The sequence below is a fragment of the Nostoc sp. UHCC 0252 genome (genome assembly GCF_034931145.1).
Taxonomy (GTDB): Bacteria; Cyanobacteriota; Cyanobacteriia; order Cyanobacteriales; family Nostocaceae; genus Nostoc.
The window spans coordinates 95159-108270 of record NZ_JAYGHE010000019.1 but is presented as its reverse complement, the minus strand read 5'-3'; the positions used below and the strand labels follow the sequence as shown (position 1 = coordinate 108270).

The window sequence follows — 13112 nt, the reverse complement described above, 5'->3', positions numbered from 1 at the left end:
AGTAAATACCCATTTTTCATCCACTCATTACTCATTACTTTAAAGCATTGGGTGAAGCACGGGGCTTTAGACCCAATTCTCTGGTAATTCAAATACCCGAACACTTCTTCTTCAATCCTCTACTCTACGCCGCCGACGACGCGGTTTTTGTTGTTGGTCTTCACGCAAGCGACGACCAACTTCGTTAAAAAAATCGCGCCGCAGATAAGGGTAATCGCTAATCCAAAGGTCACGGCTGGGAATGTATATATCGCTAAATTGCTCAATACTGCTCAAATCTGGACGATTTGAAAGCACTACCATTTCGGCAATTTGACCGCGAGAAATTACTTTGTGGGCAGGACGTAATGGTGCTACGAACTCAATGGTAAACCCTGTTTCATCACCCACCTCTAAGTTAATTTGTTTTTCTCGGTTTTCCACAATCACCAATTCGCCTTTGCTGTTGACTGTTTCTTGTTTACCCATTAATTGGTCTGTAATCCACCAATCTAGTATTCGACCACGAAAAAAGCCGCCATATTTATAACGACGGAATTGCAAATTCCGCATACTTGCTTGAAACACTGGATACCACAACCAAAAAAAAGCGCTAACTACCCCCAGCACAAACACTATGGAAGCAAACTCCAGCTTAAAAACGACTGTCACAAGCAATATAGCAACTATGGCAACTACAGAAATTAACAGCCGTTGCAAAAAATTTGAAAACTTCCCCCAATAGTACTTGTATTGCAAACCAGTGGCAATTAGGGGGATAACTTGTTCAAATTTCTGGCGAGTCAGTGGTACTAACATGAGTGCTAAGTGATGAATGCCCGATTGTGTGTTTAAAGTATTTTTTCTAATCCATATACTAACGACTTTAGCGCTAAGATTTTGCGAATCGCTAGTAGGACTCCTGGCATATAGCAAGCGCGATCGCTCGTATCATGTCGTAAAGTATAAATTTGCCCTGCTGCGCCAAAAATAACTTCCTGATGAGCAATCAATCCTGGCAAGCGCACGCTATGAATTCTAATCCCTTCATCTGCTATACTACCCCTTGCTCCTGGTAATTTCTCCGTTTCTTCTACAAGACCAGGATTAAAAGTTTTACCCAATTCTCCTAGTAGCTGCGCCGTTTGAATGGCAGTACCACTGGGAGCATCTGCTTTTTGGTTGTGATGTAGTTCGATAATTTCTACATAGTCAAAATATTTTGAGGCTGCGATCGCGGCTTGTTGTAAAAGCACCATCCCAATGGAAAAATTAGGAATAATTAGACAACCAGTGCTAGCTTTGTCGGCAAAGTCTGCCAAATCTTGAATTTGTTCTGGACTTAACCCAGTAGTGCCAACGACTGGACGAATACCGTAAGCGATCGCACTACGAATATTGTCATAAACTGAATCGGGATGAGTAAAGTCTACAATCACCCCTGGAGGAGATTGTCTGTCGCCAGCTACATAGCCTAACATCGGTTCCAATTGATTGGTAATTGGCACTTCCAGAGGTTCGCTTAAACCCGCCAATTCTCCAGCGTCTTTATCTTGATGTTCCAAACTGTGGTCAATTGCACCCACTAGGTTTAAGTCAGCCGCTTGCGCCACTGCCTTAATCACCTCACGGCCCATTTTACCAGCAGCACCGTTGACAATAACCGGGATAGGAGCTTGATTTGTCATAGGTCGAGAAATACTTTTTGAGCCAACATAAGGAATTGTAAAGACTTTAGTGATCTAGTAGCTAGCTTCTCAAATCTCTGGCTTAATTCCGACAATCTTGATTTATGCAGCTAATCACTCAGTTTTTCTACTGCTCAAGCAGATCAGTTCTCATTTTCATCCCACTATCTTAGCTAGTAACCTGTTTTATTTTCCTTAATTGACTTACCACATTTCCAAAAATAATTCCATACTATCCTTGATAAGTAGCTCTTATGAGAGCTATCAGCCTTTTTCGTCAAGTCTAGTTGACTATTTGTAATAACATTGTTATATTTATTTACATAACTTAGCAAAGCCCAAACTTAAATATTTAACTGGTGTTAGCTAAGAAAAGCAGATTTTAGTATCGCTATATCTCATTGACATTTGGAATTCTCCCATCCACCTCGGCTATCAAGTCGGGGTTTTTTGTGTCCTCCCCTTATATATTTAATGAATACAATAGCGATCGCGCCCTTTTTGTTTGGCACTGTAGAGGGCTTTATCGGCTGAAGCTATGAGTGTATCTGGCTTGATGTCGCAAGTGGGTGTGATAGAAGTAATACCCAAACTAAGGGTCACGATATCCTTAATATCAGACTGTAGATGGGGAATCGCCTGATCGTGAATTGCTTGTTGAATACTTTCTGGTTTGTTTGCTGGTAAATAGGATATGTCCCCCTAATTTTATAGCTTGAGAAAGATGGGGTTCCCAAGTGTGTCCGGCTTGAATAACATTATTTTGCAAGTGTTGAGGAATTTCTAAAGCCTCTAATTTAACCAAGTTGACATCATCGCTGGTTAAGTTGGCATTTTTTAACATCTCAGTCACGAAAACTTCGCTAAAACTGCCTAGATTTGCACCTAGCTTTTTCCCTTTCAAATCAGCTACAGTTTTAATTTTTGATTGGGCAACTACCACATCTGCTCCTGTTGATTTATCTATAATGACCACGCCTTGTATATCGGGATTTGTGGCACTCAAAATGATAAAACTTCCCAAAGAAGATGTCATGCCATCATACTTACCTGCACTAAAATTTGCTCTTTCTAATTGGGTATATCGTTTATAAATTAGTTCCACATCTACCCATTGGGCTTTGAAGAATCCTTTTTTTTGAGCAATGATGCCTGGATACTCCCCAACAAAAGATGTAAATACCACTTTCAAGTGGGGGCGTTTTAATTCAGTCGGTGCCCAAGTATAACAAGCAAGTAGCAAATAGTTGGTAATGAGAAAAAGGCTAATGTATTTAAGGAGTTGAAACACAGAATATTTTGCCATAAGATAACCGTAAAGTTCTGTTTTCTACTCGTGGGTAATTAATGGCTATCCCTCTTTTTTTGCCAAATTTGAAATGATTGTTGCTATTTTTGAGAAAATATACCTCTTACAAAAATTCCTAAATCCTACCGTGTATATAGAAGTCCACCCTAAAGAAGTTTCCAGCCAAAAAAGATGGAAGGAAAAAGAGGCAAAGGGGATAATTTCACACCGCTTCATCAGTAAGGTGATACACCAGAGAGTATTTGTCAACATCTAATGGCTCATGCGAAGCGTCCCTGTTGGTGGGAGAATAATAACGATAAATGATCCAAGCCTGGTGTTGTCTCCAGCCCAAAGGAATCTGTATAAATGTGGAAACGAATTGTATTAATTTTGCTATTGGTGTTGAGTTTCAGCCTGAGTAATTCTGATGTAGCGGCTGCGGCTGGACTCAAAAGCTTTGTAGACACTAGTGATGGCTATCAGTTTTTATATCCTAACGGCTGGCTGCAAGTTAAAGTTGCTAACGGCCCAGATGTGGTTTTCCACGATTTGATTGAGGTGTCTGAAAATGTTTCTGTTGTGATTAGCCCAGTTCCAGAAGGCAAAACTCTGCCAGAATTGGGAACGCCAACAGAAGTAGGATATAAGTTAGGAAAAGCTGCTCTTGCGCCTCCTGAATCTGGTCGTTCGGCTGAATTAGTCAATGCTGCACAGCGAGAAGTAGACGGTAAAATATACTACCTTTTAGAGTATGAGGTTAAACTCCCCAATAAGCAGGAACGGCACAACATCGCCAGCGTCGCTGTTAGCCGTGGTAAACTTTTTACCCTCAACGCCTCAATTCCTGAAAAACGTTGGCCGAGAGTTAAACGAATGATTGATGAGGTTGTAAATTCTTTTTCTGTTTATTAATTGGGAAATAGGGAATGGGGAATGGGGAATGGGATAGACAAGAAATTTAATCACCAATGCCCAATACCCCATAACCAATTAACAAGTTTTTTATAAATCTCATGAAAATTCCACCTTTTGTACTTGCTTCAGCTTCTCCAGCCCGTCACCGCTTGCTGCAAACTGTTGGTATTGAACCGATAGTTCGAGCTAGTGACTTTGATGAGTCGCAAATCCAATTAAGTGAACCAGCAGAATTAGTCAAAACTCTTGCCCAATATAAGGCGGAAACTGTAGCCCCGCAGTTTGAATCGGCTTTGATTATGGGTTGTGATTCAGTTTTGTCTATAAATGGTGAAATTTACGGCAAACCAGCAGATGTTTCTGAAGCGATCGCTCGTTGGCAGATAATGCAAGGTAACTTTGGCGATTTGTACACAGGTCATGCCTTAATTGATATACCTCAAAACCGCACTATAGTCAAGTCTCAAGTTACAAGAGTTTACTTTGCCCAAATGAGCGATCGCGCAATTCAAGCTTATGTTGCCACAGGTGAACCCCTAAAATGTGCTGGAGCCTTTGCCATTGAAGGTTTTGGTAGTTTCTTTGTCGAAAAAATTGAAGGCTGTCACACCAACGTAATAGGACTCAGTTTACCTCTGCTCCGGCACATGCTCGCGGAATTGGGATACGATGCCACAGATTTCTGGCATGACAAATGACTAATAACTAATAACTAATAACTAAATTGCCTAATATTGAGTATTGCTTCGCCATGATCTGGAATCCAGGCTAGCCACTCATCTGCTGAAACCGGACACAATAAAAGTGCTTCATCAAAACTAAAGGGGTTAGGAAGTTGCAAAAGGTTTACCCAAGTAGAAGCTCTGAACCTCTGTAAGCCTTCCAGGTTGTGCCTTCTTGGTTGTACAGCAAAATCTGGTCTACGAGAATCTAGTTTCATAGCTTTTTATTAGCCTTCACAAATGGGCTAATCTAAAATTATTTCTGTAACCTAGACTACAAAATAAATAATCTTTCTGAAAAGTATCTGTCGTATAACTTTACGTTGGCTAGGTGCAAGTGTTTGCTTATATTGCAGACTACAACAGGTGTGGCACGACAGGTTGTAGACTGAGCATTAGATCGCATTCCCAACTAGCTTATGTCATTTACTTCTATGCCCTCGCTGCGTGAGCAACAACATCCCCTAATTCGTCAGCTAGCTGATTGTATTGAGGCAGCTTGGCATCAGCACCTGGATCTATCGCCCTACCATCTGCCTGATGAGTTGGGTTACGTAGAAGGTAGACTAGAAGGCGAAAAGCTGACGATTGAAAACCGTTGCTATCAAACGCCCCAGTTTCGGAAAATGCATTTGGAACTGGCGAAAATCGGAAATATGTTGGATATTCTGCACTGCGTCATGTTTCCCCGCCCAGAATACAACCTACCGATGTTTGGTTGCGATTTGGTTGGGGGTAGAGGTCAAATTAGTGCAGCGATCGCAGACCTTTCTCCTATCCAAGTAGAGCGCACCTTACCAGAATCTTATACTACAGCACTGACACAGCTAAAAGTGCTTAACTTTTCCCAACCCCGTGAATTACCAGAATGGGGAAATATTTTTTCGGACTTTTGCATCTTTGTGCGCCCCGGTTCTCCAGAAGAAGAAGCAATGTTTCTGTCGCGGGTGCGAGAATTTTTAGACATTCATTGCACCCAAGCGATCGCTTCACATCCTGTTTCTGTTGAACAAGTCACACAAAACCTCGCCGGACAACACAACTACTGCACCAAACAGCAGCAAAACGATAAAACCCGCCGCGTACTAGAAAAAGCCTTTGGCCCAGTTTGGGCAGAAAATTATATGACCACAGTTTTATTCGATCTCCCAACTTAATCATCTCCCCATCTCACCTATCTGTAGGTTCTGTTACGTTTTCGCGTAACAGATAAATGTAGAATTCATTCAACGAGAGTTTAATGGAGTCCCAAAACAGCAACAGGGAGAATAATCAGGTCTTTGAAGCGAATATCACAAAATGGTTTGTTGTCTTGGTAAGTGCAAGCAACTAGAGACAGCTAACTCATTGACCAGAAAGTTAAGGAAACTCTGATGTTAAGAATGCTCAAGTTGACAGATATTTTTTAGTTAGTTAATGATTCATTCACTTAAGGAAGACTAACTTTTGTAGCAAGATTGTATCCAGCAAAGGTAACAGTCTATTTTTGATTTTTCTTTTCAATTTTGTGACTAACTGTAGCCGTAGTGAATCTAGCAGTAAAGTACCGCATCATACCATTTTGGAATTTTGTGTAGAGATGTGATACTTCCAGTCTCTACATCTAGTAGTAAATACGCTTGTAGTGAGGACTTTAGTCCTCAAATATTCAAGCACTAAAGTGCTTACTACAAACCTAGCAAAATTAATGGGACAGACTACTAGATTCATACTGCTTGCGAATTCTGTTCACTCCCATTGCACTCATGTCTCAATAATACTCAGAGTTATTGTCTCGATTTCAATACACACCTAACAAAAACAGCCCCGACGCAACAAGAGTTGGGGAGCAAGTAAGCCTCAAAGCTTCTCTGCTTTTAGGAGCTAGGGTGTACACACAAGCCTCTTGAGGTGCAATAGCATTGTATCGACTGACAATGGCATTGTATCGACTAACAATGGCATTGTATCGACTAACAATGGCATTGTATCAACAGCTAAAATTAACCCACCCTACGTTAAGCTGCAACTCTAAAATACTTGTGTGTAAACGATAGCCTTTTAAGAAAGAGTAATAGAAGCAAGGTCAAAGTGTATTGCATAAAAACGAGCGTAGACTTAAAGCGGCTTGTCGTCAGACATCGCTATGAAAACACCATTTTACAAAACCATTGTGTTGAACGTTCATCACACAATGAATTTTAAGCCATACCCAGCGTTAAACCACTTTTGTTTGTCCTAACTAAGCAGCTGGCTGTTGATTAAAAACCCTTTTATTTTTACTTCCATCAGCACAATTCAGATAAATGGGCAACATACTATGTCAAGGGTGACTGAAAAGCCAAAGCCAACTGAACAGGCAGTTAATCAAGAACAACCTAAGATTTGGTGGGGTATAGCTATAGCTGTGCCAGTAGTAATCGCTGCGGGAATACTAGGTACAGCAAAAATCGAGCAACTGAGAAAACTAAACACATCTGCACCTGTAATGCCATCTACTAATAGCATTAGTGCTGTAGGGCGTTTGGAACCACGAGGCGAAGTTGTTAAATTGTCCGCCCCATCATCAGGATTAGCGCCATCATCACGCATTCAGCAACTTTTAGTGAGAGAGGGTGAACAAGTAAAGCAAGGCCAAATTGTGGCAATTTTGGACAACCGCGATACTCAAATAGCCGGACTAGAAGAAGCAAAAGCCAAAGTGCAAGAAGCGCGTGCCAATTTAGCGCAAGTTAGGGCTGGATCTCCAAGAGATATTCAAGCCCAAAGAGCAGTTGTTGCTCGTCTACAAGCGCAGTATATTGGTGAAAGGGATGGTCAACAAGCAACGATCGCGCGGATTGCAGCCCAATTGAGTGGTGATAAACTTGTTCAACAAGCAACAGTAAATCGCCTGGAAGCTGAACTCAGTGGGCAAAGAGACGCTTTGAGAGCAACACTTGCACGCATCCGAGCCGAACAGCGCAATGCCCAAGTTGATGCTGGACGCTATGATTATTTATACAAAGAAGGTGCAATTTCTCAGCAAGAACGGGATAGAAGACGTTTGAGTGCGGTAACTGCTAATCAGCAAGTGGCTGAAAGCCAAGCTACCCTCAAGCAGACATTAGCAACTGTACGACAGCAACTTGCTGAGGCTAGAGCTAACCAAATACAAAATTTAGCAACTTTGCAACAGCAGCTAATTGAAGCCAGAGTTAACCGTGACAAGACTTTAGCAACTTTGCAAAGGCAAATCGATGAAGAAAAAGCCAAACTGAGCAGAATTTTAGATGTTAGTCCTACCGATGTGCAAGTAGCGCAAGCCCAAGTTAGTAATGCGATCGCAAATGTCAGGAGAGCCGAAGCAGAACTAAGGTTAAGCTATGTTCAAGCACCAATCGCAGGAGAGATTTTAAAGGTTTACACCAAATCAGGCGAAGCCATAGGTGCAAATGGTATTGCTGAAATTGGTCAAACCAGCCAAATGTATGTAATTGCCGAAGTTGCCGAAGATAGCATTGGTAAGGTGCGGATTGGTCAAGATGCTACCATCAACAGCGACAATGGAGCATTTGGCGGCGAATTAAAGGGAACTGTCACTGAAATTGGCAGAAAAATTGGTAAAAAGGATGTGCTAAATACAGATCCAGCAGCAGATGTAGATGCCAGAGTTGTAGAAGTTAAGATTGCTCTGTCTCCAGAAGATAGCCAGAAAGTATCTGGTTTAACTTACGCTAAAGTCATTGTCGAAATTAATAACTAACCAAGTTATAGGTAGGGTGTTGATATGCCTTTGAGAGGGTAAAAATTCGTGCAAAATTTGTGTAGTCATTGCGAGCGGAGCGAAGCAATTTCAAGCGATTGCTTCGCTCCGCTCGCAATGACAGGAGAGATATTTTTCACCCTCACAAAAATAGCATGAACCGAAAATCATCAAATTTCATCAAAGTCAACACCCTAAGTTATAGGCGAACAGTATTACCAATTTGTAATTTGATATTTTAGATTGAGAATCTTCTTAATTAGGCTGTCTAAACAATTTTAGACATTCTAGAAATTCTATACAATCGTTACTTTCTGTACTTTTTCTAACTTTCCGCTACAAAATTGAATTACGAATTACGAATTATTATAACTGTGCTTGGATGCCTATAACATGAGTCAAAAAATACCTCTGTCGTGGCTACAATTGACAAGAGAAAAAACTCGCCTAGCTGTAGCTTTGGCAGGAATTTCTTTTGCTGATATTTTAATGTTTATGCAACTCGGTTTTCGAGATGCTTTGTATTATAGTAACGTTAGATTTCATAGCAGCTTACAGGGCGATATTGTTTTGATCAATAGTCAATCTAGCGCTGTTTTGGCAATGAGAAGCTTTTCTCAAAGACGGTTATATAAAGCTTTAGATTTACCCGCAGTCCAATCAGTACATCCTATATATTTAGACTTTACAATCTGGAAAAATCCTGTAACAGGTCGTCCTCGTAGTATCTTAATCTTTGGAATGAACCCAGAAACTAATATAGTTAACTTACCTGGTGTTCAGGAAAACTTAGATAAACTTAAACTTCCTGATGTAGTTCTATTTGATCGTTCTTCTAGGGTAGAGTATGGCCCAATTGCTGCTAATTATAGCGAAGGAAAGACTGTAACAGCAGAAGTAAGAAGGCGGCGGATTAAAGTAGAAGGACTATTTACATTAGGTGCATCATTCGGCGCAGATGGAAATTTAATTACAAGCGATATTAACTTTTTACGGATATTCAACAATCGCCAACAAGGATTGATTGACATTGGGCTGATTAGATTAAAGCCAGGAGCAGATGCTCAAGTTGTCGCCCAAGAATTACGTCAGTATTTACCTAACGAAGTAAATGTTTTAACTAAGCAAGAATTTATTGATTTTGAACGGAGTTATTGGGCAAACAGTACAGCCATTGGGTTTATTTTCACATTAGGGACTGTCATGGGTTTCATTGTCGGAACTGTGATTGTTTATCAAATTCTTTATACAGAAGTTGCAGACCATTTAGCTGAGTACGCTACTCTCAAAGCAATCGGCTATACACAAAACTATTTATTGGGCGTAATTCTTCAAGAGGCTTTGCTCCTAGCTGTTCTCGGATATTTCCCTGGAATAGTTTTTTCATTATTTATGTATAGCAGTGCCAGAGATGCAACTCTGTTACCAGTTTTCATGAGTTTTGAACGTGCCGTAATGGTGTTAATTCTGACTATATTGATGTGTATTATTTCTGGTGCGATCGCAGTCCGAAAACTACGTTCCGCCGATCCAGCAGATATTTTTTAGTTAATTCAATCTTAATTAAAAGTTGCTATTAATAAATACAGCTTATAACTAAGGATCAAGAAAACCTATTTTCTGCTCCAACCTAAAGTTAAATTTTGAAAATACTAACTTGTAACTAACAAAAAAATGATGGAAAAAGAACCTGTAATTGCCATTAAGAATCTCAATCACTACTATGGTAAAGGCTCACTGAGAAAACAGATATTATTTGATATCAACCTAGAAATATATTCGGGTGAGATTGTAATTATGACTGGGCCATCAGGTTCAGGTAAAACTACATTACTGAGCTTAATTGGTGGTTTGCGGTCTGTACAAGAAGGAAGTTTAAAATTTTTAGGTGAAGAACTCGTTGGTGTCAGTCAAAACAAACTGGTACAAATGCGACGCAACATTGGTTATATTTTCCAAGCTCACAATTTGCTAGGTTTCTTGACTGCAAAGCAAAATGTGCAGATGGCGGTAGAGTTGAATGATAATATTTCTCAATCAGAAGCAGTGGCTAAATCAAAAGCCATGCTGGGGTCAGTCGGTTTAGAAGAACGAGTAGATTACTACCCAGACAATCTTTCTGGTGGACAAAAACAAAGAATTGCGATCGCACGCGCCCTAGTAAATCGCCCTCCACTGGTGCTAGCAGACGAACCAACAGCTGCATTAGACAAACAATCAGGACGCGATGTTGTAGAAATAATGCAGAGTCTAGCCAAAAACCAGGGAACTACTATCTTATTAGTGACACACGACAACCGCATTCTAGACATCGCCGATCGCATCGTCGAAATGGAAGATGGTCTTCTAACTCGTAATTCTTCAAATACGATCATTCAGTCATAATTACCCAATCAGAAATCACAACTCATAACTAGCCCTTTCAAGTTAAATGTGAAAATTCTTAGTGTCCAGATCCCCGACTTCTTAAAGAAGTCGGGGATCTAACTTTTCACGAATGATTTAGAATTGCTATAGTTTTCACGTAGAGTCCTATTAAAAAGTAAAAAAATAATCCCCATACATAAATTTAGTAGTTTCAAACCGTTTTCTCTTTCTTTTGCCTTTCGTCTACTCAAAAGTGAGAAGCTATATCCATAACAGACTACGCATCTGCCCTTTTTGCGTTACAAAATATTAAGCAAGGGAAATACACAAATACATATCCCTCAAGTCCAGTAGCAAGGCTGCAAGTCTTGCTAATATTCAAATACGGTAATTAAATGCAGCAATTAGACACCAAATTGACTCTCAGTATATTTTGGCGGCAAGGGTTGGCGCTCCTTCTCGGAATTATTATCTGGTGCGTGGCTAATCCTGCACTGGCAGTAAGTTGGACTCATCCACTGTCATTTAGTAATGCAGAGTTATCAAGACGTGATTTTTCTGGTGACAGTTTGCAAGCTGCGGAGTTTTCTAACGCCAATATGGAACTGGCTAACTTTTCAAAGGCTGATTTGCGGGGAGCAGTTATGAGTGCTTCGGTGATGACAAAAGCAAATCTCCACGGAGCAGATTTAACTAATGCAATGGTCGATCAGGTAAACTTGACTAAGGCAGATTTGAGTGATGCAGTTTTCAAAGAAGCTCTTTTGCTCCGTGCCATCTTTGATGATGTGAATATAGATGGAGCAGATTTTACAGATGCAATTTTGGATCGGGTGCAAATCAAAGAACTGTGTCAAAAAGCCAGTGGTGTGAATTCTAAAACAGGCGTGCAAACTCGTGATTCTTTAGGATGTCAATGAAACGTGTTGGTGTAATTGGTGGCGGACAACTTGCCTGGATGATGGCGGATGCAGCACAGAAGCTAGGAGTAAAATTATTAGTACAAACTCCTAGTGAAGACGATCCGGCCGTGTCAATCGCTCAGGAAACTGTTTTCGCCCCAGTTGATGACGCAAATGCTACGAAAATATTAGCTCAAAAATGCGATGTTATCACCTTTGAAAACGAATTTGTTAACCTGCAAGCTTTATCTATTTTAGCGCAGCAAGGTGTTTGTTTTCGTCCCAAATTAGAAGCTTTAGTTCCTCTTTTAGATAAATATGATCAGCGTTGCTATTTACGCGATTTAGGCTTACCAGTTCCGCAATTTTTCGCCCTTGAAGAGGTAGAAAATCTCCGATCAAAAATAGAATATCTAGGTTTTCCGACTGTCTTAAAATCCCGTCGTCATGGTTATGACGGTCAAGGTACTTTCATAATTAAAGATTTTGCTACTTTGGAACAAAAGCTAAGTTATGAAACCAAAACAAAACCTTTAAATAAATCACTTTTTTTGTTAGAAGAATTTATCCCTTTTGAACGGGAACTAGCAATCATTGCAGCGCGTTCTGTGGAGGGAGAAATTGTCACTTACCCAGTAGTCGAAACTCAACAAGAACAACAAGTCTGTCGGCGGGTAATTGCGCCAGCAGAGATTACACCTAATCAAGCAGAAGAAATAGAAGCGATCGCACATACTCTATTAAATAGCCTAGAAGTAGTGGGAATTTTTGGAATTGAGCTATTTATCAAGGCTGATGGCAAAGTTTTGGTAAATGAAATTGCACCCCGTACCCACAATTCTGGGCATTTTTCGATTGATGCTTGTGAAACTTCTCAATTTGAACAGCACTTGAGAGCCGTTTGTGGTTTACCTTTAGGAAATCCGGCTTTGCAGTGCGCGGGTGCTGTGATGGTTAACCTACTGGGTTATGAAAATTCTCACAGCGACTACCAAAGCCAGCGTCAACAAATAGCAGAAATTCCCCAAGCACACGTTCACTGGTATGGGAAGACAGAATCACGTCCTGGGCGGAAGTTAGGGCATGTTACGGTTTTGCTGGATAATCAAAATCAAGAATCGACGTACTCCATCGCCCACAACATAGAATCTATCTGGTATCCCAGGTAAACTGATCAGAAACTTTCAATGTTGAACACACAACATCTTTTGAAAAGCTATAATGAGTGAGTTGCACTACGACGTTGGTGACTGCCATCAAGTTTTTTGATCTATGCCTTTAATGACAAGGGAGCCAACTGTTCTCGTGGCAGTATACCGGGCATGTACCCGGAAACTTTAAACGAGGAATTTAGGTTCCCACCTGGATAAACCCAGGTCATAAACTTAGGTAAAACGGCGTCGCGGTGAACTTAAAATTATTAGCTCCCAAAATCAGTTAGAATTTGGGAGCTTTAATTATTTAAATCAGTCTAAAATAAGCGAACTGACAGTAAAGATTGCCATGTTTTTGGGAAACCTAGAT

General features: G+C 40.5%; 13 protein-coding genes and 1 other RNA gene. 9 read left to right on the top strand and 5 right to left on the bottom strand.

All coding sequences use genetic code 11. The features are described 5' to 3' along the window. Nucleotides 1–111: 111 nt before the first annotated feature. From VB732_RS14010 to VB732_RS13995, 4 genes are all read right to left on the bottom strand, one after another. Nucleotides 112–798, bottom strand: a complete 687-nt coding sequence (locus VB732_RS14010) for a phosphate ABC transporter permease (RefSeq protein ID WP_323231454.1) — start codon at nt 796–798, stop codon at nt 112–114. Between the two features lie 32 nt (nt 799–830). Continuing rightward, the gene (gene dapB, locus VB732_RS14005; RefSeq protein WP_323231453.1) at nt 831–1667 is read right to left on the bottom strand and encodes a 4-hydroxy-tetrahydrodipicolinate reductase; all 837 of its coding nucleotides are present in this window, start codon (nt 1665–1667) and stop codon (nt 831–833) included. 471 nt (nt 1668–2138) lie between these two features. Continuing rightward, nucleotides 2139–2282, bottom strand: coding sequence for a GGDEF domain-containing protein (locus VB732_RS14000; protein ID WP_323231461.1), 144 nt, complete (start codon nt 2280–2282; stop codon nt 2139–2141). 1 nt (nt 2283) lies between these two features. After that, entirely contained in the window at nt 2284–2973 is a 690-nt protein-coding gene (locus VB732_RS13995; RefSeq protein ID WP_323231452.1) for an ABC transporter substrate-binding protein, read from the bottom strand. 351 nt (nt 2974–3324) lie between these two features. Here VB732_RS13995 and psbP point away from each other — a divergent pair, with 351 nt between their 5' ends. Together psbP and VB732_RS13985 are read left to right on the top strand one after the other, a co-directional pair. Beyond that, the gene (gene psbP / locus VB732_RS13990; protein ID WP_323231451.1) at nt 3325–3870 is read left to right on the top strand and encodes a photosystem II reaction center PsbP; all 546 of its coding nucleotides are present in this window, start codon (nt 3325–3327) and stop codon (nt 3868–3870) included. A 101-nt stretch (nt 3871–3971) separates the two neighbouring features. Further along, nucleotides 3972–4571 (top strand): nucleoside triphosphate pyrophosphatase, encoded by a 600-nt coding sequence (locus VB732_RS13985; protein WP_323231450.1) that lies wholly within the window; start codon nt 3972–3974, stop codon nt 4569–4571. 14 nt (nt 4572–4585) lie between these two features. Here VB732_RS13985 and VB732_RS13980 read toward each other — a convergent pair whose 3' ends face one another. Then, nucleotides 4586–4813 carry a hypothetical protein gene (locus VB732_RS13980; protein WP_323231449.1) on the bottom strand — a complete coding sequence of 76 codons (228 nt, stop codon included), beginning with the start codon at nt 4811–4813 and terminating at the stop codon, nt 4586–4588. A 201-nt stretch (nt 4814–5014) separates the two neighbouring features. Here VB732_RS13980 and VB732_RS13975 point away from each other — a divergent pair, with 201 nt between their 5' ends. From VB732_RS13975 to ssrS, 7 genes are all read left to right on the top strand, one after another. After that, on the top strand, nt 5015–5752 hold the full coding sequence (locus VB732_RS13975; protein ID WP_323231448.1) for a phycocyanobilin:ferredoxin oxidoreductase: 738 nt from the start codon (nt 5015–5017) through the stop codon (nt 5750–5752). Between the two features lie 1142 nt (nt 5753–6894). Further along, nucleotides 6895–8319: an HlyD family efflux transporter periplasmic adaptor subunit gene (locus VB732_RS13970; RefSeq protein WP_323231446.1), complete on the top strand. Its 1425-nt coding sequence runs from the start codon at nt 6895–6897 to the stop codon at nt 8317–8319. A gap of 393 nt (nt 8320–8712) precedes the next feature. Further along, complete coding sequence (devC, locus tag VB732_RS13965; RefSeq protein WP_323231445.1) at nt 8713–9867, top strand: ABC transporter permease DevC; 1155 nt, start codon at nt 8713–8715, stop codon at nt 9865–9867. A 126-nt stretch (nt 9868–9993) separates the two neighbouring features. Beyond that, nucleotides 9994–10704, top strand: a complete 711-nt coding sequence (locus VB732_RS13960) for a DevA family ABC transporter ATP-binding protein (protein ID WP_323231444.1) — start codon at nt 9994–9996, stop codon at nt 10702–10704. Between the two features lie 377 nt (nt 10705–11081). Beyond that, nucleotides 11082–11606 (top strand): pentapeptide repeat-containing protein, encoded by a 525-nt coding sequence (locus VB732_RS13955; RefSeq protein ID WP_323231443.1) that lies wholly within the window; start codon nt 11082–11084, stop codon nt 11604–11606. After that, entirely contained in the window at nt 11603–12757 is a 1155-nt protein-coding gene (locus tag VB732_RS13950; protein ID WP_323231460.1) for a 5-(carboxyamino)imidazole ribonucleotide synthase, read from the top strand. Before VB732_RS13955 ends, VB732_RS13950 begins: the two co-directional genes overlap by 4 nt. A 60-nt stretch (nt 12758–12817) precedes the next feature. Beyond that, nucleotides 12818–13001: non-coding RNA, 6S RNA (ssrS, locus tag VB732_RS13945), on the top strand. Nucleotides 13002–13112 lie beyond the last annotated feature (111 nt).